Below are 16548 nucleotides of genomic sequence, written 5' to 3' on the forward strand. Positions count from 1 at the left end.
GGGTCTTTCCACAGCGTTTGTAAAAGGCAGTAAGTTTGCAGCGCGGTTTGGACTGCTCTCTCTCCCGCTTGCGGGGGAGAGGTGGAGAGGGGGCTTTTTTCAAACGGATAGCTTGCGAGAAGGTGCCCCCACCCTAACCCTCCCCCGCAAGCGGGAGAGGGGACAGTCTGCCATTGTAGAGATGTCGTGCGCATGACCTTTCCGGACATCACGGCAAGACTGAAATCGCAGATGCCAGAGCTGCGCGGGCGGATGCTGGCGAACGAACCGCTCGCGCCGCTGACATGGTTTCGCGTCGGCGGTCCGGCGCAGGTGCTGTTCACGCCGGCGGACGAGAATGATCTCGCGTATTTCCTGCGGCATCTGCCGGAGGAGATTCCGATCTATTGCATCGGCGTCGGCTCCAACCTGATCGTGCGCGACCGCGGCCTGCCGGGCGTGGTGATCCGCCTGTCGGCGCGCGGCTTCGGCGAGATCACGACCGACGGCGAGACGTTGCGCGCCGGCGCTGCCGCGCTCGACAAGCGCGTCGCCGAAGCTGCGGCCGCGGCTGATATCGGCGGCCTCGAATTCTACTTCGGCATTCCCGGCACCATCGGCGGCGCGCTGCGCATGAATGCCGGTGCCAACGGCGCTGAGACCAAAGATGTCATGGTCGAGGCGCGCGCCGTCAGCCGCCGCGGCGACAAGATGACGTTCGACAATGCCGGCATGAAGTTCGAATACCGCAACAGCGCGATCTATCCCTCCGTCATCTTCACCGGCGCCACGTTTCGCGGCCGCAAGGCTGCGCCGGAGGCGATCCGCGCGCGCATGGACGAGGTGCAGAGCCATCGCGAAACCGTGCAGCCGATCCGCGAGAAGACCGGCGGCTCGACCTTCAAGAATCCGCCGGGGCAGAGCGCATGGAAACTGATCGATGCCGCCGGGATGCGCGGTCATCGCGTCGGCGGCGCGCAGGTCTCGGAGATGCACTGCAATTTCCTCATCAATACCGGCGAGGCGACCGCGCGCGACATCGAGACGCTGGGGGATTTGGTGCGCGCGCAGGTGAAGAAGCAGTCGGGCGTCGACCTGCAATGGGAAATCAAGCGGATCGGGTTAGCATGATCCCGAAAAGTGGAAACCGGTTTTCGGATAAGATCATGCTCAATCAAAAAGATAAGGCTAGAGTCTGGTTCAATGCAGTTGAATCAGACCTAGAGTAGATCGATGCGCATCACCATCCTTTTCGGGGGCAGCAACAAGGAGCGTCTCGTCTCGGTGGCGAGCGCGCAGGCGCTAAACCGCGCTTTGCCGGACGCGGACCTCTGGTTCTGGGACGCGCGCGACGATGTCTATAGTGTGTGCTCCGAGGCTCTGCTCGGTCATGCGCGGCCGTTCGAGGACGAGTTCGTGCCCGACGGCACAGGCGTGGCGCTTGAACGGGCGCTCGACGCGGCGAAGGCCGAAGACCGTCTGCTGGTGCTCGGCCTCCACGGCGGTCGCGCCGAGAACGGCGAATTGCAGGTGATGTGCGAACTGCGCGGCATTCCTTTTACAGGGGCCGGCTCGGCCGCCTCGCATCTTGCGTTCGACAAGGTCGCGGCAAAGCGGTTCGCGGCGCTGGCGGGCGTCAACGTGCCTCCAGGCGTGCCGCTACAGGACATCGACCGCGCATTGGCCGCGCACGGCCGGCTGATCGCTAAACCTGCGCGGGACGGATCGAGCTACGGGCTGATCTTCGTCAACGGGACGCAGGACCTCGTAGCCGTGCGCGCCGCGGCGGCGACCGAGGAGTATGTGATCGAGCCGTTTGTATCCGGCGTCGAGGCGACCTGCGGCGTGCTGGAGCGCGCCGATGGCACGGTCATCGCGCTTCCGCCGGTGGAGATCGTGCCGGCCGAGGGGGCGTTCGACTATGCCGCGAAATATCTGGCGGCGGCGACGCAGGAGATCTGCCCCGGGAGGTTCTCGCCCGCGATCGCTGCGCGGATCATGGATGATGCGCTGCGGGCGCATCGCGCGTTGTCCTGCCGCGGTTATTCCCGCACCGATTTCATCGTGACCGGCGAGGGGCCGGTCTATCTCGAAACCAACACCCTGCCGGGCCTGACCGCGGCCTCTCTCTACCCCAAGGCGCTTCGTGCGCAGGGGATCGGATTTTCGGATTTCCTGCACGATCAGATCGTGCTGGCCGAAAAGGCCGTCCGCCCGGCTTGAGGGATTTGGCGGCACCAACTCGGGAACCGCCGGGGTATTTCGGTCAGCGCAGCCGGCCCGCGTCCAAAAAGCCGCAAGGCATTCTTTTCTCGTATCAAAATGCGCTCTGCCCGCAGCAGTTTTACCTTTTGTTTACCAGTACGTCCGAAGGTTAACGCTGGCGGCCCATGTGACGCTTGGCTGCCGGGGCGCGAACTGTTGCGGATTTTCCGCTTCGACGATCGCATCGAGGGAATTGCGGACCTGCCGCGAGGTCGGCGCCCCCGTCCGGCATTGCCAGGTGGTCGCGCGTGTCTCCGATTTGAGATTCCTGCCTTAGGCGCCGCGAGTTCCAAAGCGGTGCCGGGCGAAACGTTGACGAGCGCGCGCGATGAAGGGTGGAGGACGTCTCGATCGATCGTTGAGATCGCCGGGGTCCATATCTGGCCTGACGGGGTCCGGCTTGCTGAAGCAGGCCGACCTGATCAGGCTTGCCGCCAGCGGCGCGGTTATTTTGCTGCGCGAGCAGGTCGCGAAGCTGAAGCGCGCCCGGGCGGATCGCCTCGATGCGCGCGCCAGGAATCCCAACCGCGCGATTGCCTTTCTGGAGCGCTATGTTCCGCGCCGGCTCGGCATGGCGCTGACCGTAACCGTCCTCGGCGGCAGCGCGGCGCTCGGCATCATCGCAGGCGGGCATGTTGACGCGGCGATCGGCGCTTTGAGCGACGCGCGCAATGCACTCGCCAATGCCGCGGGCTTCCGCATCAGTTCGGTCACCGTCAACGGCCGCAAGCAACTGACGCAGGACGAGGTGTTGGCTGTCGGCGGCGTCAATGGCCGTTCCTCGCTGTTGTTCCTCGATGCGGCCGGCGTGCGCGACAGCCTGAAAGGCGATCCGTGGATCGCGGACGCGACCGTGCTGAAACTTTATCCCGGCGCGTTGCAGATCGACATCACCGAGCGCCGTCCCTTCGCATTGTGGCAGGAGGACGGCAAGCTGTCGGTGATCGCGGATGACGGTGTCGTGCTCGAGCCCTACGTCACCCGCCGCTTCGCCTCGCTGCCGCTCGTGGTCGGCAAGGGGGCGGAAACCCGCGCCAAAGATTTCCTCGCCCTGGTCGCGCAATACCCGGTGGTCAACAACCAGCTCAAGGCTGCGATCCTGGTCGGCGAACGGCGCTGGAATCTGCGCCTCAAGGACGGCCTCGATATCCGCCTTCCGGAGACCGACGTCGGCCGCGCGCTCGCTGCGCTGGTGAAATACGATATGGAAGACAAGCTGCTGTCGCGCGACATCACCGCCATCGACATGCGGCTGCCCGACCGCATGACCGTGCGGCTTTCGGAAGAGGCCGCGAAGGCGCGCGAAGAGCAGTTCAAGAAATCCAGCAAGAAGGCCGGCAGCGCATGACCGGCCTCGACCGCAATCAGACCCCGAAAACGCGGCCGATGCAGCACAATCGCAGCGCGCTGGTGGCGTCGCTGGACATCGGCACCAGCAAGATCGCCTGCCTGATCGCGCGGCTGAAGCCGAGCGCGCCGAACGAAGCTCTGCGCGGACGAACCCATTCGGTCGAACTGATCGGCTACAGCCAGATCCAGTCGCGCGGCATGAAGGCCGGCGCGGTGGCCGATCTCGCCCAATGCGAGCAGGCGGTGCGCCAGGCCGTGTCGCTCGCCGAGCAGATGGCCAAGGTCCGGGTCGAATCGGTGCTCTTGCCGGTCTCGGCCGGACGGCTGCAGGGCCAGTTGATCGAAGCGGCGTCCCACATCCAGGGCGGTGCGGTCAGCCCGGCCGACGTCAGCCGCGTCACCTCGACCGGCATGCGCCACGCCACCGCCCCGGGACGCACCGTGCTCCATGCGCTGCCGGTCGGCTATTCGCTCGACGGCGTAAAAGGCATCCGCGATCCCCGCGGCATGGTGGCTCGCCGGTTCGGCGTCGACATGAACGTGGTGACCGCGGAGGCGACGGTCGCGAAAAACCTGATGCTGGCGGTCGAGCGTTGTCACCTCACCGTGGAAGCGATGGCGGCTAGCTCCTATGTGGCGGGGCTGTCGGTTCTGACCGACGATGAAGCCGATCTCGGTGCCGCGGTGGTGGAGATGGGAGCCGGAACGACCACGATCGCGATTTATTCGGCCGGCCGCTTCGTTCATGCCAGCGGTTTTGCCATCGGCGGCCATCACGTCACGATGGATCTCGCCCGCGGGCTGGGCGCGTGCATTGCGGATGCCGAGCGAATCAAGACGTTATATGGCACGGTGCTGACGGGCGGTTCCGACGTCCGCGAACTGATGACGGTTCCGGCAGCCGGAGACAGCGACAGCGACGCGCCTCAGGTCGTATCGCGCGCGACAATCGCCAACATCGTTCGTCAGCGCGTCGAGGAGATTTTTGAGATGGTCAGGGACCGGCTCGCGGATTCCCCCTTTGCCGCCGAGCCGCGCGCGCGGGTTGTGCTGAGCGGCGGCGCGTCGCAGCTCACCGGCGTTCCCGAACTCGCAACGCGTATCCTCCGCCGTCCGGTCCGCATCGGCCGTCCGCTTGGCTTCGGCCGGCTGCCCCACGAGGCCAAGAGCGCGTCCTTCGCGGTTCCCACCGGCCTGCTGGTGTATCCGCAATACGCACATCTCGAACATGTCGAGCCGCGGCACACGCGGGAACTTCGCACAGGGACGAACGGATACTTCGGAAAGGTCGGACGATGGCTCCGGGAGGGCTTCTGATGAATTTTCCGCCGATTTGCAGATTCCATCAACTCCCACGGTCGACGACCGCTGGCACAGCGACACCGCGCGCGTAATCGAGAGGCAACCATGACCATCAATCTCAATGTTCCCGACATTCACGAGCTGAAGCCGCGGATCACCGTATTCGGCGTCGGCGGCGCTGGCGGCAACGCGGTCAACAACATGATCACCGCCGGCTTGCAGGGTGTCGATTTCGTGGTTGCCAACACCGATGCGCAGGCGCTGACCATGTCGAAGGCGCAGCGCATCATCCAGATGGGCACGCAGGTCACTCAGGGTCTCGGCGCCGGCTCGCAGCCGGACGTCGGCGCGGCGGCGGCGCAGGAGGTCATCGACGAGATCCGCGATCATCTCTCGGGCGCGAACATGGTGTTCGTCACCGCCGGAATGGGCGGCGGCACCGGTACGGGAGCCGCGCCGGTGATCGCCAAGGCCGCGCGCGAGATGGGGATCCTGACCGTCGGCGTTGTCACCAAGCCGTTCCACTTCGAAGGCCAACGTCGCATGCGCACCGCCGATTCAGGAATCGGTGAACTGCACAAGGTGGTCGATACGCTGCTGATCATCCCGAACCAGAATCTGTTCCGGGTCGCCAATGAGAAGACCACCTTCGCCGACGCCTTCGCGATGGCCGATCAGGTGCTCTATTCGGGCGTCGCCTGCATCACCGATCTGATGGTGAAGGAAGGGCTGATCAATCTCGACTTCGCCGACGTCCGCGCGGTGATGCGCGAGATGGGTAAGGCGATGATGGGCACCGGCGAGGCCTCCGGCGAGAAGCGCGCGCTCACCGCCGCCGAAGCCGCGATCGCCAACCCGCTGATCGACGACTCGTCGATGAAGGGCGCGCGCGGCCTTCTGATCTCGATCACCGGCGGCAAGGACCTGACGCTGTTCGAGGTCGACGAGGCCGCCACCCGCATCCGCGAGGAGGTCGATCAGGACGCGAACATCATCGTCGGCGCGACCTTCGATGAGAGCCTTGACGGCATCATCCGCGTGTCGGTGGTGGCAACCGGCATCGACCAGAGCACGATCGCGCGCACCGCAGCCGCCACGCCGGCCGCGAAGCCGATTTCGCCCACTCCGCCAACGACGACCGCAAATGATACCCGTATCGCCGATCTGAGCGCGAAGCTGCGCGAGGACCAGAAGCGCCAGGCCGCTCTGGCCGCTGCCCAGACGCAGAAGGCCGCCGAGCAGCCGCGCCCGTTGGTGCAGGCCGCTCCTCCGGCGGCGCAGCCCGCCGCCCCCGGTCCCACCGTCGAGCGTGCGGCGCTTGAGGCCATTGCCGCGGCCGTCGCCGAGCCGATGCCGCTGGCCGCTCCGGCGATGCAGCCGGCGTCCTACGGCGACGTCACCGTCCGGCCGATCGCACAAAAGCCGACGCTGTTTCCGGATCACGACCCCGCGCCGCGTGAGAACCATGAGCCGCCGCCGGAGAACTTCATCCCGCAGCCGGCCGAGCGCGCACCGCTGCGCGCACCGCGGATGCCGAGGATCGAGGAACTGCCGATGCCCGCGCAAAACGAGATCCGGCAGGCGAGGGGCGAGACCGAGGGGGACCATCCGCAAAAGAGCCGGCTATCGCTGTTGCAGCGCCTCGCCAATGTCAGCCTGGGCCGCCGCGACCAGGACGAGCCGCCGATCGCTGCCCGCGCCTCCGGGCCGGCCATGGCGCCGATGCCGCCTCTGCCGGAGCGTCGGCCGCAGCGCAGCGTAGCCGAGCAGATGGCCAACGAGCCGGTATCGGAGTATGCAAGACGCCCGGCGCCCCAGGGGCTCGACTCGCACGGCCGCCCGGCGCCTGTACCGGCGCCGCAGGGGGACGACCACCTCGATATCCCCGCTTTTCTGCGGCGGCAAGCCAACTGAGGGCTGTAACAATCGAACCTTAGGGAGCTTCGGCGGAGCAGTGCCGAAGCTCCCTGTTTTGCTTAATCGGATATTTCAGCCCTTCTCGACAAGCGATTAAAATCTAACGAAAAATTATCAACCTCATGTTTCGCTTTAGGGTCGTGCCGGCGGCAGCAAATTTGGTCAACCGGAGGCGTGATTGCGGCGGAGATGGGGTAACAATTGGTAAAGAAGCGTGAATTGGCGCTCTTTGGGGCAACCGGTATGTTTTAGCGGTGACTTTGGGGATCACGAATCGATTCGCTGCCTTCCAGGCACGACTTCGGCATTCGCGAATGAGTCACTTGGGCACGGGTAATGAAATTCAACCGCCAGACGACGCTTCGTTCGCGAGCCACCGTCACGGGTGTCGGCGTTCATTCCGGGTCAGCGGTCAGTCTGACCCTAGGACCTGCCTCCATCGACGCAGGTTTTATTTTTGTCAGGAGCGGCGCTGACGGAGACGACCGGCGCGTCCGCGCCATCGCAAAATCCGTCACCTCGACTGAACTGGCCACGGTGCTGGGGGACCAGCAGGGCCCTCTGGTGTCCACCGCCGAACACGTTCTTGCTGCGCTGCGGGGCCTCGGGGTCGACAACGCCACCATCGAAATCGATGGCCCCGAAGTGCCGATCATGGACGGCAGCTCGGCCGCGTTCGTTGCTGCGATCGATCAGGCCGGCATTGTCGAGCAGTCCGCGGCGCGCCGCTTCATTCAGATATTGAAGCCGGTGCGGGTGCAGAGGGGCGACGCCTACGGCGAACTGCAACCCCACGCACGCGGTTTCCGCATCGAAGTCGAGATCGATTTCGTCAATCCGGTGATCGGTCATCAGGATTATGCGCTCGACCTCAATCCCGAAAGCTTTCGCCGCGAAATCAGCCGCGCCCGCACCTTCGGCTGCATGAACGATGTCGAGAAACTCCGGAGCGCGGGCTTTGCCCGCGGCGCGTCCTTCGAAAACTCCATGGTGTTCGACGACGAGCGCCTGCTGAATGCCGAAGGCCTGCGCTATGCCGACGAGTGCGCGCGGCATAAGGTTCTCGATGTGATCGGCGATCTTGCGCTCGCGGGGCTGCCGCTGATCGGTGGCTATCGCTCGGTGCGCGGCGGCCACAAGCTCAACCATGCGGTGCTCACGGCCATGATGGCCGATCGGACCGCATGGCGGGTGGTCGAGGGCCAGCGGGCGTCGCGTCCGCGCACTCAGAGCGAAACGGTCGGCGGAATGGTGGGCGGCATGGCTGCGGCCTATGGCCCCAACGTGTCCTGATCGGCAGGACACGGCGTTCTGCCCCATGCGTCTCGCTTTTGTTCTGTCGCTTTGCGAGTTGCTGGAGCCGTTATCTCGCAAGCCCGGAGCGTTGTGCGGTCCGGCGTTTCGCCTTAATCCGGGCGAAATAGCTGCGTACCCGATTGGTTAGAGTAGATTTGCTTTTGGGCGGAATCAGCAGCCGTCATGCTCGGCTTTATTCGGGCATCCATGTCTTTGGAGTTTCAGGCAAAGACGTGGATGGCGGGGACCAACCCGGCCATGACGGAACATGGTGTTTCCATCAAAACGCAAACCTGGAGCATGATCCCGAAAATTGGGAACCGGTTTACCCGCCTGTTCCGGGTGGTGCCGGGGTCACCGCATCACGGACGTCAGGTTTTCATCGATGTTGGCTAAGCGTATGGCGCTCGGACGGATCGCGTTGACGAATCGCATAGTTCGCCTCGACCGGCTCAGCCGCAACCTGCGGCTCGTCGCCGGTCTCGTGGTTTTGGGGACGACCCTGAGCGGCTGCGGGACGGGCGCGCTGTGGGACAAGTTCCTGGCGAAGGACGAGCAGACGTTCAGCGATGAACCGGCGGACAAGCTCTATAACGAGGGCTTGTTCCTGATGAACAACAGCAAGGATCTCAAGGGAGCGACGAAGAAGTTCGACGAGGTCGACCGCGAGCATCCGTATTCGGAATGGGCGCGGAAGTCGCTGCTGATGTCGGCCTATGCCTCTTATCAGGCCGGCGACTACGACACCTGCATCGGCTCCGCCTCGCGCTATGTCACGCTGCATCCTGGCAGCCCCGACGCCGCCTATGCGCAATACCTGATCGCCGCCTCGAACTACGATCAGATTCCGGATGTCTCGCGCGACCAGGCCCGGACCGAAAAGGCGATGAACTCGCTCGAAGAAGTTATCCGCAAATATCCGACGTCCGAATATGCCGGTGAAGCCAAGAAGAAGCTTGAGGGCGCGCGCGACCAGCTCGCCGGCAAGGAAATGGCGATCGGCCGCTACTACATGGAGCGGCGGGACTACACCGGCGCCATCAATCGCTTCAAGACCGTGGTGACCCGCTATCAGACCACGCGGCACGTCGAGGAGGCGCTGGCGCGGCTGACCGAAGCCTATATGGCGATCGGCATCGTCGGCGAGGCGCAGACCGCCGCCGCCGTGCTCGGCCACAATTTTCCGGACAGCCGCTGGTACAAGGACGCCTACAATCTCGTGAAGTCGGGCGGGGCCGAGCCGAGCGAGAATCGGGGCTCGTGGATCAGCAAGGCGTTCAAGAAGATGGGGCTCGGCTAGTGCCCTGGTCCGAACTTCGCTAGACTCCACGCCACGCGTCTCTGCGAACCCGTCAGCGACACCCATGGCAGGAACCAGCCTCCGATGCTTGCGCGCCTTTCGATCCGCGACATCGTCCTGATCGAGCGGCTCGATATCGAGTTCGCCTCCGGCCTTGCGGTGCTGACCGGCGAAACCGGTGCGGGAAAATCCATTCTGCTCGATGCCTTCGCGCTGGCGCTCGGCGGCCGCGGCGACGCCGGACTGGTCCGCCACGGTGCGGAGCAGGGACAGGTCACCGCGACCTTCGATATTCCGAAAAATCACCCGGCTGCCGCCATTCTCGCCGCCAACGGCATCGACGGTGCGGTGTCGGAAGATTCGGGCGAGATGATCCTGCGCCGGGTCCAACTCGCCGACGGCCGTACCCGCGCCTTCATCAACGATCAGGCGATCAGCGTGCAGACCCTGAAAGCGGTGGGCGCGGCGCTGGTGGAAATTCACGGTCAGCACGACGAGCGGGCGCTGGTCGATGCCTCCTCTCATCGGCGGTTGCTCGATGCCTTTGCCGGGCTGGAGAATGATGCCGCCGCGCTGGAGGTGCTGTGGGAGGCCCGTCGTGCTGCCCGCGCCGCGCTCGACGATCACCGCGCCTGCGTGGAGCGCGCAGCGCGTGAGGCTGATTATCTGCGTCATGCGTCCGATGAGCTAAGGCAACTCGCGCCTCAGGATGGCGAGGAAACCGCGCTGGCCGAGCGCCGCGCCGCCATGATGGCCGGCGAAAAGATCGCTGCCGACTTGCGCGAGGCTCAGGATGCCGTCAGCGGCAATCGTTCGCCGGTCAGCGTGCTGGCGGCGGCGGTGCGGCGGCTGGAACGCCGCGCCGCGAATTCGCCGAGCCTGGTCGAGCCGGCGGTCAGGTCCATCGACGCGGCGATCAACGCGCTGGAGGACGCCGACCAGCATCTCGCCGCGGCGCTTGCCGCCGCCGATTTCGACCCGGCTGAACTGGAGCGCATCGAGGAACGGCTGTTCGCGCTGCGCGCGGCGTCGCGCAAATATGCGACGCCGGTGGATGGGCTCGCGGCGCTTGCCGCCAGATTCGTCAACGACGTCGCGCTGATCGACGCCGGTGCGGAGCGGCTGGTCGTGCTGGAGAAGCAGGTTGCCGAGGCCGACAAGCGCTATGCGGCCGCCGCCGCGAAGTTGTCCGCCGCGCGCATCAAGGCCGCGGAAAAACTCGACAAGGCGGTCAATGCCGAGCTTGCGCCGCTGAAGCTGGAGCGCGCGACATTCTCCACGCAGGTCGAGTCGGATCCGGCATCAGTGGGACCGCAAGGCTTCGATCGCGTCGAGTTCTGGGTTCAGACCAATCCCGGCACCCGGCCGGGGCCGCTGATGAAGGTCGCCTCCGGCGGCGAACTGTCGCGCTTCCTGCTGGCGCTGAAGGTGGTGCTGTCCGACAAGGGCTCGGCGCCGACGCTGGTGTTCGACGAGATCGACACCGGAGTCGGCGGCGCGGTGGCGGACGCCATCGGCGCGCGGCTGGCGCGCTTGGCCTGCAAGGTGCAGGTGATGGCGGTGACGCACGCGCCGCAGGTTGCGGTGCGCGCTGACCAGCATCTGCTGATCTCGAAGGACGCGCTCGATCGCGGCAAGCGCGTCGCTACCCGCGTCGCAACGCTGGCGGAGGATCACCGCCGCGAGGAGATCGCGCGGATGCTCGCAGGCGCGGAGATCACGGCGGAGGCCCGCGCGGCTGCGGAACGGCTGTTGAAAGCGGCGGGATAGTATCGCAAGCATAGCGAGAGGAATCCGACCGCTATTACCTTCCTCGGCGCGTAACCAATGGTGCGATTTTTGGTCTGGTCTCTCGCGTGACCATCCCGGCGCTATCAGTTATTCCGTCATTCCGGGGCGCGTCGCAGACGCGAACCCGGAATCCGGCCATAACATCAACGAACAATTTCAGAATAAAGGTCTCTCCAGTCGGGATTGTCCTTCTCAATCAACCCGATCTTCCAAGCGCGCCGCCATTTCTTGATTTCCTTTTCGCGTTCGATCGCGGTGACTGGGTCATCGTACGTCTCGAACCAGACCAGTCTGCGAATATCATAACGCGACGAGAATCCTGGAAGCAGTTTCTCGCTGTGTTGATGGGTTCGACGGACCAGGTCCTTCGTTACCCCAAGGTAGAGCGTTCCCTGTTTACGGCTCGCCAGAAGATACACGTAGAACATCCGTTGCCCTTGACTGGATTCCGGGTTCGCGCGCTTCCGCTCGCGCCCCGGAATGACTAAGACTAATCCGCAAGAGTTCGGATGCCCAGATGTCGTCAAAACCCAAGGACGCTCCCGCCATCGCCTCTCTCACCCGTGCGAAGGCGAAGGTCGAGCACAAGCGGCTTGCGCTGGAAATCGAGGCGCATAACGCGCGCTACTACCAGAAGGACGCGCCGACGATTTCCGACGCCGCCTATGACGCGCTGCGGCAGCGGCTCGAAGCGATCGAGGCGCGCTTTCCCGAACTCGTTACCGCGAGTTCGCCGACACAGACCATTGGTGCCGCGCCCGCGCGCGGTTTTGCGAAAGTGCAGCATGTGGTGCCGATGCTGTCGCTCGGCAACGCCTTCAGCGACGAGGAGGTCGCGGAGTTTGTCGAACGCATCCGCCGTTTCCTGAAACTCAGTGCGGACGAATTTCCCGCCATCGTCGCGGAGCCAAAGATCGACGGACTGTCGCTATCGCTTCGTTACGAACACGGCGAACTGGTGCGTGCGGCCACGCGCGGCGACGGCTTCACTGGCGAGGACGTCACCGCCAATGTGCGCACCATCAAGGATGTGCCGCACCGGCTGAAGGGCCGCGACATTCCCGCCGCCTGCGAGTTGCGCGGCGAAGTCTACATGCTGAAAAAAGATTTTCTCGCGCTGAACAGGAAGCAGGAGGAGGCCGACGACACCGTGTTCGCCAATCCGCGTAATTCGGCCGCGGGCTCGCTGCGGCAGAAGGACGTCGCGATCACCGCCTCGCGTCCGCTGAAGTTCTTCGCCTATGCCTGGGGCGAGATGACGGATCGCCCTGCCGATACCCAACATGGCATGCTGGCGTGGCTGGAGAAGGCGGGCTTCGTTGTCAATCCGCTGATCGAATTGTGCCACAGCGTCGATGAGGTGCTGGCGTTTTATCGCAAGATCGGCGAGCAGCGCGCCACGCTTGGCTACGACATCGACGGCGTGGTCTACAAGGTGGACCGGCTCGACTGGCAGGAACGCCTCGGCTTCGTGTCGCGAAGCCCGCGCTGGGCGATCGCGCACAAGTTCGCCGCCGAGCAGGCCACCACGATTCTCAAGGGCATCGACATCCAGGTCGGTCGTACCGGCGCGATGACACCAGTGGCGCGGCTCGAGCCGGTCACCGTCGGCGGCGTCGTGGTGCAGAACGCGACGCTGCACAATGAGGACTACATCAAAGGCATCGGCAACGACGGGCAACCGATCCGAGATGGCGTTGATCTGCGCATCGGTGACACCGTGGTGGTGCAGCGTGCCGGTGACGTGATCCCGCAGGTGGTCAGCGTCGCCATCGACAAGCGGCCGAAGAGCGCTCAGCCTTACGTTTTTCCTCACAAGTGCCCGATCTGCGGCAGCCACGCCGTGCGCGAGGAGGGTGAGGCGGTGCGCCGCTGCACCGGTGCGCTGATCTGCCCGGCGCAGGCGGTGGAGCGGCTCAAGCATTTCGTCTCGCGTCTCGCTTTCGACATCGACGGCCTCGGTGAAAAGCAGATCCAGGAATTCCACGAGCGGGGCTGGATCAAGGAGCCCGCCGATATCTTTCAGCTCAAGGAGCGCAATGGCAAACTCAAGCTCGAAGAGATTGAAGGCTATGGCGAGGTCTCGGTGCGCAACCTGTTCGCCGCGATCGATGCGCGCCGCAGGATCGAACTCAATCGCCTGATCTTCGCGCTCGGCATCCGCCATGTCGGTGAGGGCAACGCCAAGCTGCTGGCGCGGCATTATGGCAGCATGGAAAATTTTCTCAGCGCCATGACGGAAGCCGCCAAAGCGCAGACGGAAGCGGGCAACGACTCCGAGGCCTATGCCGATCTGAACAACATCGGCGGCATCGGCGAGATCGTCGCCGACGCGGTGGTCGAGTTCTTCGCCGAGAAGCGCAACGTCAAGGCGCTCGACGATCTGCTCCAGGAGATCGAGGTGCTGCCGGTCGCGCAGGCGCGCAGCGACTCCGCGGTGGCCGGCAAGACCGTGGTTTTCACCGGCTCGCTGGAAAAATTCACCCGCGACGAGGCCAAGGCCTCGGCCGAGCGCATGGGCGCGAAAGTCTCGGGCTCGGTGTCGAAGAAGACCGATCTCGTCGTCGCCGGTCCCGGCGCCGGCTCGAAGCTCAAGGAGGCCGAGAAGCTGGGTGTGAAGGTGATTTCCGAAGACGAGTGGCTCGACCTGATCGAGAGGTGAAACCGTCAGGTCGGGGGGCCGATCGTCACTGCCAGCGTGCCGACGCCGTCGCAGCCGCATTCGATCCTGTCGCCCGGCTGAAGCCGGGAGACGCCGGCGGGCGTTCCGGTCATGATGATGTCGCCGGCGTCCAGCGCGACCTGCTGCGAAAGCTGCGCGATGATCTCCGGCACGTTCCAGATCATCTGCGCGAGATCGCCGGACTGTCGCTCGCTGCCGTTAACCGAAAGCCAGATGCGTCCCTTCGTCGGATGACCGATCCTCGCTGCGGGTTGCAGCGCGCCGCAAGGTGCGGAGTGATCGAACGATTTTGCGATCTCCCAGGGCTGTTCCTTCTTGCGCGCCGCGTTCTGCAGGTCGCGCCGCGTAAGGTCGATGCCGACGGCGTAGCCGTAGACGTGGTCGAGCGCTCTGTCGGCGGGAATGCGCAAGGCCCCACTCTTCATCGCGACCACCAGTTCGACCTCGTGATGCAGGTCGCTGGTCAGCGGCGGGTAGGGGATGACCGCGCCGTCGGCCTCGACCATGTCGGCGTGTTTGGCGAAGAAGAACGGCGGTGTGCGTTCGTCGTTGCCCATCTCGCGGACGTGATCGAGATAGTTGCGGCCGACGCACCAGATGCGGCGGACCGGAAAAAATCCGCCTTCGCCCGCGACGGCGATGGCCGGTTGCGGCGGCTGTGGAATCACAAAGGACGCTACATTCATGCGGCTCTCCGCGCTCGTTCGCAGGCTATGCGCCGGAATCGCCCGCTGCCTGTGGCAAGCGGGTACAGCTTACGCCGATGCGCTGAGAGGAGCCAGAGCCGGCGCGTCGCGATGCTGCAGGCGAAAGAACGAGGCGTAGCGCCCGCCACGTCGCAGCAACTCGTCGTGGCGGCCGCGCTCGACGATCTCGCCGCCTTCGACCACGAGGATCGCGTCGGCGTGCATGATGGTGTGCAGGCGGTGCGCGATCACGATCGTGGTGCGATTCCGGCAGAGCCGCTCGATCGCTTCCTGCACCTGCTTTTCGGATTCGGAATCGAGCGCGGCGGTGGCTTCGTCGAGCAGGATGATCGGTGCGTCCTTGATCAGCGCGCGCGCCACCGCGATCCGCTGGCGCTGTCCGCCGGAGAGTTGAGTTCCGTGCTCGCCCACGGGTGTATCGTAGCCGAGCGGAAAGCTCATGATGAAGTCGTGAGCGCAGGCGGCCTTCGCCGCGGCGACGATCTCGTCCTCGGTGGCGCCGGGGCGGCCGAACGCGATGTTCTCGCGGATGGTGGCGCGGAACAGGTAGACGTCCTGTCCGACATAGGCGGTCTGCTGGCGCAGCGATGTTCGCGACACGGCGGAAATGGCCTGATCGTCGATCAGGATCGCGCCATCGCTCACCTCGTACAACCGCAACAGCAGCGCCAGCACGGTGGATTTGCCGCCGCCTGACGGGCCGACCAGCGCGGTCATCCTGCCCGGCTCGGCGACGAAACTCATGCGGTTAAGCACCGGCTCGTCCGCGCGATAAGCGAAGCTGACGTCGCGCAGTTCGACGCGGGCGACCGTCAGTTTCAGCGCCGGCTTGTCACTGTCGTCGGGCTCGCTGGCGGGGCTGTCGACGATCTCCAGCAGTTTGCGCGCGCCGATCAGGCTGCTGTTGAGCTCGATGTTGAGGCGCGCCAGCCGCTTGGCCGGCTCATAGGCCAGCAGGAAGGCGGTAAGGAACGAAAAGAACTGACCGGGCGTCGCGCCCATGGCGACGACGCGATAGCCGCCATACATCAGCCCGCCCGCGATGGCGAAACCGCCGAGCGTTTCCATCAGCGGACTGGCGCGGTTCGAGACCCGCGCCATCTTGTTGTTGGTCTGCTCGACGGCTGCGATGCTGGCGTCGATCCGCTCGCGCATGGTCCGTTCGAGCGTGAACGCCTTCACAGTACGGATGCCCTGCAGCGATTCCTGCATGATCTCCATGATATCAGTGGTGCCGCTGAACTGGTTGTGGGCAAGTCCCTTGACGCGCTTCACCAGCTTGCGCAGCACCAGCATCGCCGGCGGCGCCACCAGCAGGCCGAACAGCGCCATGTAGGGATCCTGCGTCACCATCACAATAACCAGTCCGACCAGAGAGAGCAGGTCGCGGCCGACAGCGTTGATGAGCAGGCTGAGCACCTGAGTTACCGAGGTGGCGCCTGCGGTCAGCCGCGCCAGAAACTCCGACGAATGCCGCTCCGAGAAGAAGCCGATGCTTTCGCTCATCAGCTTGGCGAACAGGCGGCGCTGGTTGTTGGCGAGGATCGCATTGCTGATCTGCGAGAGGATCACCGAGTGGCCATAGGTCGCTGCGCCCTTCAGCGCGAAAATGGCGACCGTCACCAGTGACAGAATGAAAATGTTGCGGACGTCCTTGTCGACGTAGGCCTGATTGATGACTTCGCCGAGCAGGTAGGCGGAGAACGCCGTCGTTGCCGCGGAGACGGCCATCAGCGCGAATGCGGCGAGGTAGCGCCGCCAGTAGGCCATGCCCTGTTCGGTGATCAGGCGGCGGATCAGGATCGCCGCGCCGTAGGGATCGTCGGTGATTTTCTTCGGAAGCTCGGTCATCGCGTTCCATTGACGCCGTGAGTGGGCTGTCGCCCGCGCGCCAGGGTTGTTGCGAAAGCCTCCGACTCAATGCCCGCAATGGCGGTCTTTTTCAAGCCAAAACCGGG

At 64.8% G+C, this 16548-nt stretch carries 13 protein-coding genes and 1 pseudogene; 11 read left to right on the top strand and 3 right to left on the bottom strand.

Going from position 1 to position 16548, the window contains the following annotated elements; translation table 11 throughout:
- Positions 1–192 precede the first annotated feature (192 nt).
- The 10 genes and pseudogenes from murB to recN all read left to right on the top strand — a co-directional run bounded on the left by murB (position 193) and on the right by recN (position 11179).
- Complete coding sequence (gene murB / locus ACS3WA_RS10405; RefSeq protein WP_438278520.1) at positions 193–1110, top strand: UDP-N-acetylmuramate dehydrogenase; 918 nt, start codon at positions 193–195, stop codon at positions 1108–1110.
- A 102-nt stretch (positions 1111–1212) separates the two neighbouring features.
- Positions 1213–2202: a D-alanine--D-alanine ligase family protein gene (locus ACS3WA_RS10410; RefSeq protein ID WP_438278450.1), complete on the top strand. Its 990-nt coding sequence runs from the start codon at positions 1213–1215 to the stop codon at positions 2200–2202.
- A 73-nt stretch (positions 2203–2275) separates the two neighbouring features.
- A pseudogene (locus ACS3WA_RS10415) lies at positions 2276–2448 on the top strand (D-alanine--D-alanine ligase); the annotation flags it as partial.
- A gap of 124 nt (positions 2449–2572) precedes the next feature.
- A complete protein-coding gene (locus ACS3WA_RS10420; protein ID WP_438278451.1) occupies positions 2573–3592 on the top strand; it encodes a cell division protein FtsQ/DivIB in 1020 nt (339 codons plus the stop codon).
- Positions 3589–4911: a cell division protein FtsA gene (gene ftsA, locus ACS3WA_RS10425; RefSeq protein ID WP_438278452.1), complete on the top strand. Its 1323-nt coding sequence runs from the start codon at positions 3589–3591 to the stop codon at positions 4909–4911. The genes ACS3WA_RS10420 and ftsA overlap by 4 nt, the downstream gene beginning before the upstream one ends.
- 90 nt (positions 4912–5001) lie before the next feature.
- Complete coding sequence (ftsZ, locus tag ACS3WA_RS10430; RefSeq protein WP_438278453.1) at positions 5002–6810, top strand: cell division protein FtsZ; 1809 nt, start codon at positions 5002–5004, stop codon at positions 6808–6810.
- Between the two features lie 339 nt (positions 6811–7149).
- Positions 7150–8106 carry a UDP-3-O-acyl-N-acetylglucosamine deacetylase gene (gene lpxC / locus ACS3WA_RS10435; protein WP_438278454.1) on the top strand — a complete coding sequence of 319 codons (957 nt, stop codon included), beginning with the start codon at positions 7150–7152 and terminating at the stop codon, positions 8104–8106.
- Between the two features lie 186 nt (positions 8107–8292).
- Complete coding sequence (locus ACS3WA_RS10440) at positions 8293–8505, top strand: hypothetical protein (protein WP_438278455.1); 213 nt, start codon at positions 8293–8295, stop codon at positions 8503–8505.
- A 4-nt stretch (positions 8506–8509) separates the two neighbouring features.
- A complete protein-coding gene (locus ACS3WA_RS10445) occupies positions 8510–9409 on the top strand; it encodes an outer membrane protein assembly factor BamD (RefSeq protein WP_438278521.1) in 900 nt (299 codons plus the stop codon).
- Positions 9410–9493: 84 nt separating this feature from the next.
- Entirely contained in the window at positions 9494–11179 is a 1686-nt protein-coding gene (gene recN, locus ACS3WA_RS10450) for a DNA repair protein RecN (protein ID WP_438278456.1), read from the top strand.
- Between the two features lie 164 nt (positions 11180–11343).
- On the opposite strand, the gene ACS3WA_RS10455 is transcribed toward recN, so the two are convergent.
- Positions 11344–11628, bottom strand: coding sequence for a GIY-YIG nuclease family protein (locus tag ACS3WA_RS10455; protein ID WP_438278457.1), 285 nt, complete (start codon positions 11626–11628; stop codon positions 11344–11346).
- An 89-nt stretch (positions 11629–11717) separates the two neighbouring features.
- On the opposite strand from ACS3WA_RS10455, the gene ligA reads away from it, so the two are divergent.
- On the top strand, positions 11718–13862 hold the full coding sequence (gene ligA, locus ACS3WA_RS10460; protein ID WP_438278458.1) for an NAD-dependent DNA ligase LigA: 2145 nt from the start codon (positions 11718–11720) through the stop codon (positions 13860–13862).
- A 5-nt stretch (positions 13863–13867) separates the two neighbouring features.
- Here the strand turns inward: ligA and ACS3WA_RS10465 are convergent, their stop codons facing one another.
- A complete protein-coding gene (locus tag ACS3WA_RS10465) occupies positions 13868–14569 on the bottom strand; it encodes a fumarylacetoacetate hydrolase family protein (RefSeq protein WP_438278459.1) in 702 nt (233 codons plus the stop codon).
- A gap of 69 nt (positions 14570–14638) precedes the next feature.
- Positions 14639–16441, bottom strand: coding sequence for an ABC transporter ATP-binding protein (locus ACS3WA_RS10470; RefSeq protein WP_438278460.1), 1803 nt, complete (start codon positions 16439–16441; stop codon positions 14639–14641).
- Positions 16442–16548 lie beyond the last annotated feature (107 nt).

This window comes from Nitrobacter sp. (genome assembly GCF_051535235.1).
Taxonomy (GTDB): Bacteria; Pseudomonadota; Alphaproteobacteria; order Rhizobiales; family Xanthobacteraceae; genus Nitrobacter.